Raw genomic sequence first — 16,066 nt, forward strand, 5'->3', positions numbered from 1 at the left:
TTTATTAAAAAATAATATTTAAAACAGTTTTCTCATTTTGTTTAAACTGTTTATAAATGGGGGCTTAGATATTGATTTATTTTGATGACTTTTTAAGATTCATCAATACGGAAAAAGCAGAATCGATATCATCATCATTAACGACTACGGTAAATTCATTGGCTGTTGAAACGACCTCTACAATATTAATTCCTTCCCAAGCTAAATGTTTTAGAATGTAATAATAGATTCCGCTTATCTCAGTGTTTTGAGGTGGAAGCTTGATGGTTATTGAAGCTAAATTCTTTGTATTGGATTTTAATTTCTCTCCCTTGAAAATTGTAGTTAGGTCTTTTGATATTGAATTACTTGTTATAATTGTAGACTCTCCTACACCATGACAGAAAGTATAAAAATAATCTCGCTTATTGACCAACAATCGCATCAATTCGGATTGTTTTAAATTAAGTGTGTTTGAATTCTGGTAAGTGAAATCCTCTAAATCACTTCTAACTAAAAAATCACCTAAAGTGGCAATGAAGTTTCTAATTTTCACATCAACATGGTAGTAGTGACCTGGTGTCATGCGTTTGATAGCCATAACAATTGCGCCTTCTTTAACGCTTTTCCCTAGAATATCTTCAAGTTCTGGTTTTATTTTTCTTGATAAGGCAGAAACATTGATTAGATTTTCGGTCATTGCTTCTCTTAAAAACGGAGAACGATTGATTATCTCTTCCGTAACTTTTCCAACTGAGCTCATTTGTTAAATAATTAGTGATTGGGTTAAAATTAAACAAAAAAAACATCTTTTGTTACAAAAGATGTTTTTTATATAAAATATATTTTTGTTTTAATCTCGAATCAATTGATAACCTGGGTAGTTTTTAGGATTGTAAACAAATTTACTGTCTGGAACTTCTTTATTCTTAGCAAACTTTTGAATGGTATATGTCATTGTGCTTCCATCTTTAGTGCTCATCTTGGCTTTTTTTAATTCATTATTTAAACCAACGTATAAGGTGATTGTATGGTAGTTTACTTCAGACGGATTGGTTGGAAATAAATTGATTTTATGTACACCAACTCCGTTTAATTTAGTTTGTTCAACATATCTACTTTTGAAACCATTCTCCCAAATTGTCATTAATTTCTTAGGATTCATTGCTTCGTCATCCTCTAAATCTACATCACTTTGATAAGTGACCTTTTCTTCTTTTACAATCGTCCAATTTTTCACACCATTTGAGACTAAGGTATTTTGTCCTAATGAAGCGAAGTATTTATCTCCTTTTACATATCCATTTCCTTTTTGATTGGAGTTTTCTCCTGTAGCTGGATTTTTAACTTTCATATCAAACTCAATATAGAATGAGTTCAGGGACTTAATTTCAGTGGACATCTTATCAAGGATTTCTGAAGATTTTTTATCCGACTGAGCGAATAATGATGCAGATATAAAAACTAGTGTAATTAATAAGTATTTCATTTTTTATTTTTTCGTAAGTTTTACATAAACTGTGCCACGTTAAATGCACTTTAAAAATTTGTTTCAAATATAGGGCTAAAATTTTATATTTAAAAAGCTTATAATAAACCTTTGGTTGTTAGGTGCTCATTCAATGCTTCTGCAGTTGGAATTAAAACATCTCTAGCTTTACTGCCTTGAAATGGCCCTATGATTCCATGCGCCTCCAATTGATCAACAATTCTACCGGCGCGATTGTATCCCAATTTTAATTTTCGTTGTAATAAACTTGCCGATCCCTGTTGGTGCATAACAATAATTTCAGCAGCTTCAATAAATTTAGCATCTAAATCATCATCAACATCTGCTGAACTCGATTCACCGCCTTCACCAACATATTCTGGAAGTGCCATAGCATCTGGATATCCGCGTTGGTCTCCAATGAAATCACAAATTTGTTCCACCTCAGGAGTGTCTACAAACCCACATTGTAAACGAATTACATCATTTCCTGTTGAAATAAGCATATCACCTTTACCAATTAATTGATCAGCTCCTGAAGTGTCAAGAATTGTACGTGAGTCTATTTTCGAAAGAACACGGAATGCAATTCGCGCAGGAAAATTGGCTTTAATCATTCCAGTAATTACATTTACTGAGGGTCGTTGTGTTGCTACAATGAGATGGATTCCAATTGCTCTTGCCAATTGTGCTAATCGCGCAATGGGGTGTTCTACTTCTTTTCCTGCCGTCATAATTAAATCAGAAAACTCATCGATAAGTACAACAATATATGGCATGTATTTATGTCCGTTTTCTGGATTGAGTTTCCGTGATATAAATTTGTCATTGTATTCTTTAATGTTTCGCGTTTGGGCGTCTTTTAAAAGATCATATCGCTCATCCATTTCAATACATAATGAGTTTAAGGTATTTACAACTTTTGAAGTGTCTGTGATAATTGCCTCCTCCTCATCAGGTAATTTCGCTAAAAAATGACGTTCAATTTTATTGAATAAAGTTAATTCTACCTTTTTAGGGTCAATTAAAACAAATTTAACTTGTGATGGATGTTTTTTGTACAACAAGGAAACCAAAATTGCATTTAATCCTACAGACTTACCTTGTCCAGTTGCACCTGCGACTAATAAGTGAGGCATTTTTACCAAATCAAAAGCGTACGTTTCGTTTGTAATGGTTTTACCGAGAACAATCGGAAGCTCAAATTTTGAATTTTGAAACTTTTCAGAAGCGATCAATGAACGCATACTTACAATTTCTGGAGAACTGTTTGGAACCTCTATTCCTATTGTTCCTTTTCCTGGAATAGGTGCAATAATTCTTATTCCTAGTGCAGCCAAACTTAAAGCAATGTCATCCTCTAAATTTTTAATTTTCGATATCCTAACCCCAGGAGCTGGAATGATTTCGTAGAGTGTTACGGTTGGACCAATGGTAGCTTTAATCTTAGAAATATCAATTTTATAATTGGCGAGCGTATTTACAATATTATTTTTGTTTTCTTCCAACTCTTCTTTTGAAACACCTCCTTTTTTGCTATCAAACTTTCTAAGTAAATCAATAGGAGGTAAGGTGTAACTCGATAAATCGAGTTTCGGATCATAAGGTCCAAAATCACCTAGCTTTTTATTCAAATCATCATCTGACAATTCTTTTTCTTGTGATGCTAGTTCAACAGAAAACTCTTCTCCTTCCTCTTCATCCGAGTCGTTAGAAGTAGTTGTAGGTGATTTCTCTTTTTCGGGAGAAACTGATTCAAATTCATCATTGTTATTGATTTCATCAACTAAATTTTCTTCAGTTTCATTTTCCGCTTGATTTTCATCAATAAATGTAACATCTTGCTCTTCCTCCTCTTCCTCTTCCTTTTCCTTTTCTTTCGTTTGCTCTTGCTCTATATCTTCTTCTTCTTTTAATTCAGGTTCAAGCGTATTGATATCTTTATCTTCTTCTGTCTTGTTGTTTTTTCCAAGATAAGTAGCGAATATTGCTTTAAAGTCAGGATTAAAAAGTGCTACAATAGCAATGAAAAGTAAAACTAACAGTAAAAGAGAAGCTCCAAAATAACCAAGTACAGCGGTGAGCCATTGATTGGTTGCAAAACCGAAGGCGCCACCTAAATAACTCACAGAGCTAGAAATTAATCCAAAAAAGGCTGAAAACCATAATATTGCTATTAAAGTAACAAGGTAAGTTTTTCGTAATGGAAGAATCCTAACATTGAGTAATAGACGAACTCCTGTTATCATTAAAAGAAAGCTAAAAGCGAAAGATGCAATTCCAAACCATCTATACATAAAGAGGTGAGCTGTCCACGCTCCAAATTTACCTAACCAATTTTTTACTTCTACATCTTCACTGTTAAAAATAAAATCAAAAAATGAGGTGGAAACAATTAAGTTTTGATCTTCCTGCCAAGAGAACAGATAAGAGGTGAAAGCGATGAATAGATATATGGATAATAACAGCATTATTGAACCACTAATGGACTTAGCTTTTCGGCGATCCACTTTAGCATGAAGCGAAATTAAAGAGATTCCCTTTTTTTGTTTTTTTGAAGGCTTACTCTTTTTGGTCTTCTTTTTCTGCTTTAAAATATTTCCTTTACTCATTCTGTTCGTCACAATTAATCTTACGAAGATAAGGAATCAATTGCTTGAAAAGTGGAAATGTTTATTCTGCTATTCACAATTAATTGTTAGCAGCGAAGAATACTACTATTAGTGGTAGATTGATGAAATTTTTAAAGAAAAACTGTATTTTCTTCTATCGGGTAGTAGTCAAATAAACATTGTATTCAAATATAATTCTTTTTATTTTCTTATTCCTTAATTATGTCTATAAATTCATCTAAAGTGATGATTTCATGATCTGAGGGTATTCCAAATAAATCGATATCTATTGTTTTCTCTTCCATTTCTATTAATTTATATTGTATCCAAGTTCCATTTGAAAATAATGCATATTTCAAAGGAAGACCAGGGATGTTCTTTAATGCAGTCGTATATTTCGGAGAAATGGTTGGCGAATAGTTCATAATTATTGTTGTGTCTTGCTCGGTATCGGTAACTTTTATGTTCTTTCCTTTAAGTCCAGCAAAACGAGAAGCCCCAGCTTTATGTTCAAATATATATTTATCATCATCCTTTAAGGTGTCAGGAATAGTTTGGATTGCTACTTTTTTTACGCCTAAATCCATTAATATATAAGCGCGATTTTTCGGGATATGCTTAATATAAATTTGTTTTCCTATAGGTGTAAAATTATCAATTCTCAACATTGAATCTTTGGCGTATACAATTTGGTAATTAATACTATCATTTGGATTAGGTGTATTACCAGGAGATTTCACAGTATAAACAAATTTACCTTCAAAATCGTCGGAGACAGCATTGGGAAGTGAACAACTTGAAAGATAGAAAATCAATAAAAAGTGAAGAAGAAATTTTTTGTTCAAAATATGATATGTTTATATTTAATAACTTAATGCGAATTTATAAATTATTTTTGCAAAACGCTTCAATACTTTCTTTGAAGATAATGGATAGCGTGTATTCATGAAGTAGATACATCTATTTTTTTAACTTTGTGATGTCTTAAACTATTAAAAGTATTATTCAATGTCAAAATCTATAGCATATATTATTAATGATTCTGAAATCTCTGCTGGAACACGTGGTGCAAGCCTTGGACCTGGAGCAATGCGTGTTGCGGATGATAACTCAGGAAATTTTTTGTTTTCTAAGTATCCTATTCATTATGTTCAAACAATGAATCATTTACTAGACCGTCCTTCTCCTTATAAATATGGAAAAAGAGCAGATGGCTTAGCAACGGTATATAAAAACGTAGCATCTGTAGTGAGTGAGCAAAGGAAAAAAAATGAATTTATCGTTGTTGTTGCTGGAGATCATGGCTCGGCAGGAGGAACGATTGCCGGTTTGAAAATGGCTAATCCTTCTAATAGATTAGGGGTGTTGTGGATTGATGCACATGGTGATTTACATACACCTTATACTACACCTTCAGGAAATATGCATGGAATGCCTTTAGCTACTGCCTTAAACGAAGATAATTTAGAATCAAAACAAAACGAACCAGATACTGATACTCTAAAGTTTTGGAATGAAATGAAAAACACAGGGAATATAGCTCCGAAGATTGAAGCAGAGGACCTTGGGTTTATTGGACTAAGAGATTTGGAGACGCCAGAGGTCGAGTTGATGGAAAGAAAGGGAATAAAAAACATTTCTGTTGATGAATTGCGTTCTGAAGGTGTGCAAAAGATAGTAGAAAGACTAGAACAAAAATATGCTAATTGTGATGAATTATATATTTCCTTTGATGTAGATTCAATGGATCCTGATATTGTGTCTCATGGTACAGGAACTCCAGTACCGAAAGGCTTAACTCCTCAAGAAGCAAGTGAGTTGTTGCGTCATTACGCTGGACATCCAAAGGTGAAGTGTATAGAATTTGTTGAGGTTAATCCTTGTTTGGATGAAAAAACAAATCACATGGCTGAAGTCGCTTATTATTTGATGAAAGAGGTAGTTGAAACTGCGGAAAAAAAGATCTAGATTAAAATAAATAATGGAGAATAAAATAAAAACGTTATTACTCGAAAATAGTCTTTCTGTTTTTGGTGTTAAAATTGACGAAAAATTAATTCAGTTTCAAAAAACTAGAAAAGATGTTGATGGAGATTTAACCTTGGTGATCTTTCCATTTGTTAAAATCTTGAAAGCATCTCCCGCACAAGTAGGAGATGATATTGGTCGATTTTTAAAGGAAAACCTAGAAGAGATAAAAAGTTTTGAGGTGGTTAGCGGTTTTTTAAACATTAGTTTGTCCAATCCATATTGGAAGGAGGTATTAATGAATATTGCCAAGGATGAACTTTTCGGATGTTCTTCCGAACTTTCAGGTCAATTGTATATGGTTGAGTATTCTTCGCCAAATACGAATAAACCTCTGCATTTAGGACACATGAGAAATATCTTTTTAGGATACAGTGTCGCAGAAATTCTCAAAGCCAATGGTCATGAAGTGGTGAAAACACAAATCATTAATGACCGAGGAATACATATTTGTAAAAGCATGGTGGCTTGGGAACAATTTGCAGCAAAAGATGTGAATGGAAATAGAGAAACCCCTGAAACCAGTGGTATGAAGGGTGATCATTTTGTTGGGAAATATTACATCGAATTTGATAAGCAAGTTACTCTTCAAGGATTTGAAATGGCTTACCAATGGAGAGAGAATGATTACGCGGATGCTATTATTCCAAATGAAGCCAAAGAAAAGTTACCTGGATTATTTAAAGCTTATGAAGATTCAACAGATGATAAAAAGAAAGCGGGTATATATCGAAAGATAGCTGCTTTTGCTGTTCCTTTTGCGCAATTAACTTTAGATGCAAAGGAAATGTTGTTGAAGTGGGAAGCAAATGATCCTGAGGCATACAAATTGTGGACAACAATGAACAATTGGGTGTATGTTGGTTTCGATAAGACCTACAACAGAATGCAAGTCGATTTTGATAAAATCTATTATGAATCTGAAACTTTTTTAATCGGGAAAGACCTTGTTACTGATGGTTTGAAGAAAGAGGTTTTCTTTAAAAAAGAAGATGGCTCTGTTTGGGTTGATCTCTCTGATGAAGGATTAGATGAAAAACTTGTTCTTCGAGCTGATGGAACTGCTGTTTATATGACACAAGATATTGGAACTGCAATCGATAGATTCAAAGATTATCCTGATTTGAATGGAATTATATACACGGTTGGAAACGAACAAGATTATCATTTCCAGGTTTTGTTTTTAATTCTAAAAAAATTAGGCTTTGATTGGGCTAAAAACTGTTACCACTTATCATACGGAATGGTTGATTTACCAGATGGTAAGATGAAGTCACGTGAAGGAAGAGTTGTTGATGCTGACGATTTGATGGAAGAGGTTGTTTCAATGGCAAAAGAAAGCACCAAGGAACGTGGTCACCTTGATGGAATGACAGATGCTGAGCGCGAAAACCTTTATGAAATGATTGGTATGGGGGGATTAAAGTATTATTTACTGAAAGTTGACCCACAAAAAAGAATGAAGTTTAATCCCGATGAATCAATTGAGCTCAACGGAAATACAGGTCCATTTATTCAATATGCCTATGCACGAATCAATTCACTGATGTCTAAGGTAGAATTAGAAGATGTTAATAATCATTTGGCTATTCAGCAGGATGAGAAAGACCTGATTAAGCAATTAAATGAGTTTCCTAACATAATAAAAGAAGCAGGAGTAAGCTATAGTCCAGCCTTAATAGCTAATTATACCTACGATTTGGTAAAGAACTACAATTCTTTCTATCAATCAAATAGCGTAATGAAAGAAACGGATGTTGCACTTAAAAATGCTAGAATATTGATTAGCCAAAGCACAGGAAAAGTAATTCATACTGCAATGCGCTTGTTGGGTATTAATGTTCCAAATAGAATGTAAAAACAAACAATAATGAACATTATTCTTCACGATTTATCAAACCATTTAGTCTTTGCTCCTCTGAGTTTGACAAGACCTGTTGGGAATCTCCGTATGGGAATGTGGACGAATGATGAACGCTGGCAGTTCTATCTTCCAGAAGCTACAGTTTCCTTTCGAACAGAGGAATATTTGGTAGATAAATTCCCAATGCATCAAACAGATGATAATGTGTGGGTGAATGCTACTGTGATTCCAAACGAAGAACTTGTAAAGCTTGTTCAGGAATTAAAAGTAGATGAATCTTTGTACGTCAATGGCGTGTTTGTTGCCCAGCGTGGAACAACATTTTCTCCAAAGGAAAACGATTCTCATCAACTTGAAGAATTCTTAGTTTTAGAACATCGTTGGGATTTATACCAAAAAAATGATTCCATTTTAGCAACAGATTTTGCAGCCTATGTAAAAGGACGAAAAAGCGCTTCACTTTCCAAAACAAATACATTGATTGGTGATGCAAATCAGCTTTTTATCGAAGAAGGAGCAACTGTTGAATGCGCAATATTAAACGTGAAATCAGGACCGATATATGTTGGCAAGAATGCTGAAATAATGGAAGGTAGTGTTGTGCGTGGTGGATTAGCCATGGCTGAAGGCAGTGCCTTAAAATTATCAACAAAGGTATATGGTGCAACTTCTCTCGGACCACATTCTAAAGTTGGTGGAGAGGTGAACAATGTTATTTTTCAGGCGTATTCCAATAAAGGACATGATGGATTTTTAGGTAACTCCTTGATAGGGGAATGGTGTAACCTTGGAGCCGACACCAATTGTTCTAACCTTAAAAATAACTACGGAAATGTAAAAACCTACAGTTATTTAACTGAATCAATGGAGCAAACAGAATTGATGTTTATGGGGGTTACAATGGGAGACCACTCTAAAACAAGTATCAATACTATGCTAAACACCGCAACAGTTGTTGGAGTCTGTGCTAATATTTTTACTTCTGGATTTCCACCCAAATACGTTCCGAATTTTTCTTGGGGTGGAGAACAAAATTCACCGGTTTATGACTTGGATAGAGCAGTGGATGCAGCCAATCAAATGATGATTAGAAGAGGGAAGAAAATTCAAAATGGAGATTTAAAAATCTTGGAACATTTGTTTCCAAATAAGTAAAAGAGGAAGGTAAGTAAATCCAAGCTCCATATTTTGAGAATATGAAGCTCGGTTTTTTTAATGAATAACTTCAGTAACCTAATTGCTTTTAGAAAAATAGTTGAACTACTAGAATTCCCAGGCTCAAGACAAGCTTTTGTAAAAAAAAGTTATTATTACTGTAGTTTATTAAGCTACTGGCAAAGGTACCGATAAGCATAAAAGAAAATTATCATCTTTATAAAGTACTTCAAAAGCGTCTTCACGCTCAATACTCTCCCTCAAAACTGTAAAAAACTGTCAAACCATGTCTTTACATTTAAGTGTTTTAGCGTATGGTACGTCTGAAATAGATTTTGGGGCATCTCATCTATTTACTATCACCAATGATCTAAAAATTTAATTCTAAAAGAAAATGATAAAATCATCTTCATAAAGCACATCAAAAGCGTCTTCACACTCTATACTCTCCCTCAAAACTGTAAAAAACTGTCAAACCTGACAGTTTTTTATTATGGCATAAGTCTTGTCTAATACAGCCCTACATTTATAAAAGATGAATTTCACGGAATCAATAATTTCCCCTTATGAAATTCATAGTATTAACTGACAGATTGACGCAAAAGCGAATAAAAGATATGACTGACATTTTTGACAAAAGTTTATTTGGAATGGGATCACCAGATGATTCTGAAGCAGAATTTATTCCATTAATAACGCAAGAGGAGGAGGACGATATGCACAACGCAAAATTCCCTTCTGATATTCCAATACTTCCGCTACGAAATAATGTGTTATTTCCTGGAGTTGTAATCCCCATAACAGTTGGACGAGATAAATCTATTGATTTAATTAAGCACGCCAATAATAGTGATAAAGTTGTGGGCGTAGTCTCTCAAATAGACCCAGAGGTAGAGAATCCAGAGGAGAAAGACTTGAATAAAATTGGTACGGTAGCAACAATATTAAGATTGTTAAAGATGCCTGACGGTACTTCAACTGTAATCATTCAAGGGAAAAGGCGATTTGAGCTAAAAGAAATCACGCAAAAGGAACCTTTTTTACGGGGTAAGATTGAATTGTGTGAGGAAGCTAAAGCACCTAAGAATAACAAAGAGTTTACGGCAATTATTCAATCAATGAAAGAATTGTCATTAAAGATAATTCAAGAATCTCCAAATATTCCTTCTGAGGCGCAATTTGCAATTAAAAATATTGACAGTCCAAGCTTTTTAATCAACTTTATTTCATCAAATATGAATGCCGATGTTTCGACAAAGCAAAACATGTTGAATGAAATGGACTTGAAGAAACGTGCAATGGCTGTTTTACAACACCTAACCGTTGAATCTCAGCAGCTTGAAATGCGAAATGAAATTCAAACACGCGTTAAGGTAGATTTAGATAAACAACAACGTGAATACTTTTTAAATCAGCAAATTAAAACCATTCAAGAAGAGTTAGGCGGAAATCCGCAAGAACAAGACTTGGAGAAGATGCGCGAACGTGCGAAAAAGAAAAAGTGGACGAAAAAAGTAGATGAGATGTTCCATAAAGAATTATCTCGTTTGCAACGTATGAATCCACAAGGTGCAGAATATACAGTGCAATTGAATTATTTGGATTTGCTGCTAGATTTACCATGGGAAGAATATACCAAGGACAACCTAGACTTAAATCGGGCTAAAAAAGTCCTCGAAAGAGATCATTATGGATTAGAAAAGGTGAAAAAGCGTATCCTTGAATATTTAGCAGTATTGAAATTGAAAAAGGATATGAAATCACCCATTCTTTGTTTTTATGGACCTCCAGGAGTTGGAAAAACTTCTCTAGGAAAGTCTATTGCGGAGGCACTGGGTAGAAAATATGTGCGTATGTCTTTGGGAGGTATTCATGATGAAAGTGAAATCCGTGGACATCGAAAAACTTATATCGGTGCGATGCCTGGACGGGTTATGCAAAACATTAAAAAAGCAGAATCATCCAATCCAGTTTTTGTTTTGGATGAGATAGATAAAATTTCAAGATCAAACCATGGCGATCCATCGAGTGCAATGTTAGAAGTATTAGATCCAGAGCAAAATGATGAGTTTTACGACAATTATTTAGAAACAGAGTACGATTTGTCTAAAGTGCTATTTATTGCTACGGCAAATGACTTATCTACTATTCAAGGCCCACTGCGAGACCGAATGGAGTTAATTGAAGTTTCTGGATATACGGTAGAAGAAAAAATAGAAATTGCTAAACGTCATTTAATTCCGGATCAGATTAAAGAACATGGAATTAAAAAATCGGATATCTCAATTGGTAAAGCTACTCTTGAAAAACTTATTGAAGAATACACCCATGAATCAGGAGTGCGTGGTTTAGATAAAGCAGTCGCAAAATTAATCCGAAATCGAGCGCGTCAAATAGCAATGGAAGAAGACTTCAAGAAAGTTATTGCTGCAAAAGATTTAGTTGATATTATGGGGCCTGGTCGACCAAAAACAAAATATGATAATAACAATGTGGCTGGCGTAGTTACTGGATTAGCGTGGACTGCAATGGGAGGTGATATTCTTTTTATCGAATCATCTTTGGCAAAAGGAAAAGGTAAACTTACACTTACTGGAAACCTAGGTGATGTAATGAAAGAGTCGGCAACAATTGCCTTACAATTTTTAAAATCACATCCTGAATGGTTGAATTTAGATGCAAATGTATTTAATAAATATGATGTTCACATGCACGTTCCTGAAGGCGCAACTCCTAAAGACGGACCTTCTGCTGGAATCACTATGTTGACCTCTTTAGCTTCCTTGTTTACACAACGTAAAGTGAAGAAAAACGTAGCTATGACAGGCGAGATTACTTTAAGAGGTGATGTTTTGCCTGTTGGTGGAATTAAAGAGAAAATATTGGCGGCTAAGCGTGCGGATATTACAGAAATCATTTTGTGTGAAAAAAATAAACAAGATGTAAATGAAATTAAAAAGGAATATTTGGAAGGACTTCAATTTCATTTTGTTAAACACATGAAAGAAGTGTTGGACATTGCTTTAACTAAGGATAGGGTAGCGGATGCAATAACGGTGAGTTAAATAATTACATTATTCAATTACGAATTACGAATTGCGAAATTACGTAATTCGTAATTGATAATTATTTCTCTTTTCTGTAAAATATAGTTTTCAAATAATTACTTTCTGGAAACGCAATCGGGTGATCGTCATCGTGAAGCGTGAAGTGTAGGTATTTCCAATTATTCATTTGGGTTATGCCAGCATCTTGATGGATTTCTTCAAAGTCTGTTAAACTAATGCGACTAGAACATGATCCAAGGATTAAAACGCCTTTTTTATTGACTAATTGTGCACCTAAACGAGCGAGTCTTTCATATTGATTTGAAGCACTATCCACTTCGCTTCCTTGTTTTGCAAAAGATGGCGGGTCGATGATTACAATGTCAAACTTCGTGTTTTTCTCTATTAATGTCTCTAAAGCTTCAAAAGCATCAGCCGCAATTGGGGTCCATTTTGAAAGATCTAAATTGTTGAGCGATAAATTCTCTTTGGCCACATCCATAGCTTGCTGACTAATATCCACAGAAGTCAATGATTTTGCACCACCTTTTAAAGCATGAATTCCAAATCCACCGACATAACTAAAAACATCCAGCACCGTTTTGTCCTTTGCATTTTCTTGTACCCAAAGTCTATTGGGACGCTGGTCTAAAAAGAAACCTGTTTTGTGGCCAGATTGTGTGTAAGCGTAATACTTTACGCCGTATTCTTCAAATTCTACTTTTTCATCCGTTAAGGTTTTCCCAACGACATCGCCTTCTTGGTAATTAAAAGTGTTTTTTAATTGTATTTTTCGACTAAATCGAATGACCAAACTTTCCAAGCCATAGATTTCTTGGATGGTCGTAATTAAGGTTTCCAAATACGGTTTCCATATATTGGAATAAATTTTCAAAACACCAACATTGGCGTAAACATCTAAAATTAATCCTGGAAAATCATCATTTTCACCATGAATACCTCTGTAGCCTGTAACTCCCTTTTCGATGAGGTTTGTTCTTTTTTCGTATGCCTTTTTAAGTTGATTTTTCCAAAATTCATCATTCAGTTGTAATCGGTTTGCTCTATAAATAATTTTGATACGAATTATTTCTTCGGCATCCCACAATCCAAAAGCAATGGGTTTGTTATAGCGTTGATCAAAAATAACGCACAAACTACCCGCAATAGCTTTGTCTTTCGGGCCTTTATCAATGCTGTTCTCAAACACCCAAGGATGTCCTTGTTTAACGGCTCTTTCTCCAGCTTTATTGAGTTTTATAGCTAATGTGGGGATTTTCATGACTTTAATTTAAAGCAACGAAAGTAGTGAAATTTCAAGATAGAAAGCTACCCATCTGTCCATAAATCAATAATACTCCACTAATAACCATTAAAGCGATAACCCATTTGCGAAAGGTTTCACTTTTCATTTTGGAAAGGAATTTTTTACCGATAATGTTTCCTATCGTAGCGCCTATTCCTAATGCGATTCCGTAAATCCATAATTCTTTGTGCAGTAATCCAAAGAAAGCGTAACTTCCAATTTGAGAAACTCCCATTAAAAATGAATTGGCAGTTTTGGTAGCTATCAACTCTTCTTTGTCTAAACCGAGGTTCATATAAAAGGGATTCAGCACGGGGCCTAATGCGCCGATTATTGTTCCAAAGACCGAAACTAAAAATCCTAAGGGAATGAAATACCATAACTTCATCTTGAAAGATCTCTTCTTTTTTCCAAAACGAAATTGCCAAATTGTACTGATTAAGAAAACACCAACAAAGATTTGAAGCCATTCTACTTTGAAATAGCTAAAGAATAAAGCAGCAAGATAAGCCCCAACAATTGCTGCGGGTGCATAGTAAAAACAAACTTTCCAGTTAACGTGTTTCCAGAAAATGATGAGTCGAGCGGGTCGACCAAGAAATGTTCCCAAATTAAGAACAGGAGCAGTGTTGCTTACACCAATTAAAGCATTTAATATAGGGATGGAAACAAGGGCACCGCCTCCGCCAGAAATGGTAGAAAGAATAAAAGCTCCAATTCCTAATACGAATAGCAATAAAATTATGCTTAGGTTACTTTCGATTAACATTGCTTTTAGAGATTCAAAAGTTCAAATTAAATTTCAGCAAAATTAATTAATGCAATTATTATCTAACGATTACTTCTATTATGAAATGGTTAATTCTTAATGAAATCAACTCATTACTTTTTAAATGATATCGAATCGAATATTTCCATTAATTCTTTTCTTTGTTTCTTATCTGTATAAGTGGTTATGAAGCTGAACGCGAACATCTTAGTGATGGTTGTGTAATAGACTTGTGTTATTGAAACATCTAAGTATTGTATTTCACATTTCATGAGGTAAAAAGTATGTCCACTAATTATTGTTTTTTTGAATTTTTCATCAATATGTTCATAATTCATTTTAGACTGTTTTAATAATCTCTTGACTTGAAAAAGATAATCGCTTCCCTTTTTAACTCCAGGAGCATGAGAAATATTTTCTACTACAATACCAAAACTAGGGTTAAACTCTACTGGAGCGCCCAATTCATATTTGTTTACAGACAGTAAGTTGGCGGTATTAATCTCTGAAATTTCAAAAATGGTATTTAATTCTTCATCATCACCTGCCATCATTTGTTTTCCTTGTTTTTGCAATGCTTCTATTTGTGCTTTATTTTGAACAAACCAATCTTCGGGTATGTCTATCGTAAAATTAAAATAGTCATTTTGATACTGATTGTTTTCTATTTTTCCATAATCAAATTGCGTAGATTGATTTTGTGCTAATGATAGCACAGATGACAGACAGACGAACAATATTAAAAGTATAGATTTCATAATAGTAAGGATTGAAAGTAGTTCAAAAATAACATTTTTGATGAAGAAAGTTGTACCTTGCAAGAACTTTGCGCTTCTTTATCATGTTGTATAGATGTAGCAATTATAATTTATACATGTTAAGTTATTCAATTTTCGAAAATAAAAACACATCCAAATGGGTGACATTTGTTCATGGAGCAGGGGGAAGTAGTTCAATTTGGTTTCGACAAATTCGTGCTTTCAAAGACGACTTTAATATTCTATTAATAGATTTAAGAGGTCATGGAGCAAGTAAAACACCTATTAAAAACATAAATAATCAGAAATATACTTTCGAGGTAGTTTCTAATGATGTCTTGGAAGTTTTAAATCACCTTAATATTAAAAAATCACACTTTATCGGCATTTCTTTAGGAACAATTTTGATTCGTGACCTAGCAGAAAGAAATCCAGAACGGGTAGAGAGTATGGTAATGGGAGGTGCAATACTAAAATTAAATGTCCGATCGAAATTCCTAATTAAATTTGGAAATGTTTTTAAATCTGTTGTACCCTACATTTTCTTATATAAACTATTTGCTTTTATTATCATGCCCCGCAAAAACCATAAAGAGTCAAGGTCTTTGTTTGTAAAAGAGGCGAAAAAACTATATCAAAAGGAATTCAAGCGATGGTATAAATTAACAACTGAATTAACGCCATTATTGAAACTTTTTAGAATGAAAGACATCAGTATACCCACCTTCTACATTATGGGGGAACAAGATCATTTGTTTTTACCTTCTATAAAAGAGGTGATTTCTAAACATTTAAGCGCACAATTGCACGTAATAAAAAATTGCGGGCATGTGGTGAATGTTGAACAACCTGTGGAATTCAATCATAAAGTACTTTCATTTTTGAAGAAACAAAAAGCTTGATCCCGCTTTATTCACCAATCTTAATCTTTAAATTTATAAACCAGTAATATTCTTGTATTTGATTGTGTTTCATTCAATTTTTAAGAACCCCAAATTTGGGTACTAATAATTTTGCAAGATTTTGATTTAATTTTGACCTATTTGTCGTTACAAGCCC

At 33.9% G+C, this 16,066-nt stretch carries 12 protein-coding genes; 5 read left to right on the forward strand and 7 right to left on the reverse strand.

From position 1 onward, the window contains the following. Positions 1-76 precede the first annotated feature (76 nt). From CW751_RS10465 to CW751_RS10480, 4 genes are all read right to left on the reverse strand, one after another. Positions 77-742, reverse strand: coding sequence for a hypothetical protein (locus tag CW751_RS10465; protein WP_101334953.1), 666 nt, complete (start codon positions 740-742; stop codon positions 77-79). Positions 743-832: 90 nt separating this feature from the next. Next, positions 833-1,468, reverse strand: coding sequence for a LolA family protein (locus tag CW751_RS10470; protein ID WP_101334955.1), 636 nt, complete (start codon positions 1,466-1,468; stop codon positions 833-835). A gap of 98 nt (positions 1,469-1,566) precedes the next feature. Further along, a complete protein-coding gene (locus CW751_RS10475) occupies positions 1,567-4,080 on the reverse strand; it encodes an FtsK/SpoIIIE family DNA translocase (protein WP_101334957.1) in 2,514 nt (837 codons plus the stop codon). 209 nt (positions 4,081-4,289) lie between these two features. Continuing rightward, on the reverse strand, positions 4,290-4,925 hold the full coding sequence (locus CW751_RS10480) for a hypothetical protein (protein ID WP_133122198.1): 636 nt from the start codon (positions 4,923-4,925) through the stop codon (positions 4,290-4,292). Between the two features lie 163 nt (positions 4,926-5,088). Here CW751_RS10480 and CW751_RS10485 point away from each other — a divergent pair, with 163 nt between their 5' ends. The 4 genes from CW751_RS10485 to lon all read left to right on the forward strand — a co-directional run bounded on the left by CW751_RS10485 (position 5,089) and on the right by lon (position 12,192). Then, on the forward strand, positions 5,089-6,048 hold the full coding sequence (locus CW751_RS10485; protein WP_101334961.1) for an arginase: 960 nt from the start codon (positions 5,089-5,091) through the stop codon (positions 6,046-6,048). A 13-nt stretch (positions 6,049-6,061) separates the two neighbouring features. Then, entirely contained in the window at positions 6,062-7,966 is a 1,905-nt protein-coding gene (gene argS, locus CW751_RS10490; protein ID WP_101334962.1) for an arginine--tRNA ligase, read from the forward strand. 12 nt (positions 7,967-7,978) lie between these two features. Further along, positions 7,979-9,127, forward strand: coding sequence for a putative sugar nucleotidyl transferase (locus CW751_RS10495; RefSeq protein WP_101334964.1), 1,149 nt, complete (start codon positions 7,979-7,981; stop codon positions 9,125-9,127). Between the two features lie 617 nt (positions 9,128-9,744). Continuing rightward, positions 9,745-12,192: an endopeptidase La gene (gene lon, locus CW751_RS10500; RefSeq protein WP_101335062.1), complete on the forward strand. Its 2,448-nt coding sequence runs from the start codon at positions 9,745-9,747 to the stop codon at positions 12,190-12,192. 61 nt (positions 12,193-12,253) lie between these two features. On the opposite strand, the gene CW751_RS10505 is transcribed toward lon, so the two are convergent. From CW751_RS10505 to CW751_RS10515, 3 genes are all read right to left on the reverse strand, one after another. Further along, complete coding sequence (locus tag CW751_RS10505) at positions 12,254-13,456, reverse strand: class I SAM-dependent rRNA methyltransferase (protein ID WP_101334966.1); 1,203 nt, start codon at positions 13,454-13,456, stop codon at positions 12,254-12,256. A gap of 34 nt (positions 13,457-13,490) precedes the next feature. After that, positions 13,491-14,249: a sulfite exporter TauE/SafE family protein gene (locus CW751_RS10510; RefSeq protein ID WP_101334968.1), complete on the reverse strand. Its 759-nt coding sequence runs from the start codon at positions 14,247-14,249 to the stop codon at positions 13,491-13,493. Between the two features lie 113 nt (positions 14,250-14,362). Continuing rightward, positions 14,363-15,007: a hypothetical protein gene (locus CW751_RS10515; RefSeq protein ID WP_133122199.1), complete on the reverse strand. Its 645-nt coding sequence runs from the start codon at positions 15,005-15,007 to the stop codon at positions 14,363-14,365. Positions 15,008-15,123: 116 nt separating this feature from the next. Here CW751_RS10515 and CW751_RS10520 point away from each other — a divergent pair, with 116 nt between their 5' ends. Continuing rightward, positions 15,124-15,909 (forward strand): alpha/beta fold hydrolase, encoded by a 786-nt coding sequence (locus CW751_RS10520; RefSeq protein ID WP_101334971.1) that lies wholly within the window; start codon positions 15,124-15,126, stop codon positions 15,907-15,909. The last annotated feature ends 157 nt before the right edge of the window (positions 15,910-16,066 follow it).

It is taken from the genome of Brumimicrobium salinarum, from assembly GCF_002844555.1.
GTDB lineage: Bacteria > Bacteroidota > Bacteroidia > Flavobacteriales_D > Crocinitomicaceae > Brumimicrobium > Brumimicrobium salinarum.

Bases quoted from the DNA above. Each gene is read 5' to 3' on its own strand.
- CW751_RS10475 (WP_101334957.1), bottom strand. From the start codon at position 4,080: ATGAGTAAAGGAAATATTTTAAAGCAGAAAAAGAAGACCAAAAAGAGT.
- argS (WP_101334962.1), top strand. From the start codon at position 6,062: ATGGAGAATAAAATAAAAACGTTATTACTCGAAAATAGTCTTTCTGTT.
- CW751_RS10515 (WP_133122199.1), bottom strand. From the start codon at position 15,007: ATGAAATCTATACTTTTAATATTGTTCGTCTGTCTGTCATCTGTGCTA.
- CW751_RS10470 (WP_101334955.1), bottom strand. From the start codon at position 1,468: ATGAAATACTTATTAATTACACTAGTTTTTATATCTGCATCATTATTC.
- lon (WP_101335062.1), top strand. From the start codon at position 9,745: ATGACTGACATTTTTGACAAAAGTTTATTTGGAATGGGATCACCAGAT.
- CW751_RS10505 (WP_101334966.1), bottom strand. From the start codon at position 13,456: ATGAAAATCCCCACATTAGCTATAAAACTCAATAAAGCTGGAGAAAGA.
- CW751_RS10485 (WP_101334961.1), top strand. From the start codon at position 5,089: ATGTCAAAATCTATAGCATATATTATTAATGATTCTGAAATCTCTGCT.
- CW751_RS10495 (WP_101334964.1), top strand. From the start codon at position 7,979: ATGAACATTATTCTTCACGATTTATCAAACCATTTAGTCTTTGCTCCT.
- CW751_RS10465 (WP_101334953.1), bottom strand. From the start codon at position 742: ATGAGCTCAGTTGGAAAAGTTACGGAAGAGATAATCAATCGTTCTCCG.
- CW751_RS10510 (WP_101334968.1), bottom strand. From the start codon at position 14,249: ATGTTAATCGAAAGTAACCTAAGCATAATTTTATTGCTATTCGTATTA.
- CW751_RS10520 (WP_101334971.1), top strand. From the start codon at position 15,124: ATGTTAAGTTATTCAATTTTCGAAAATAAAAACACATCCAAATGGGTG.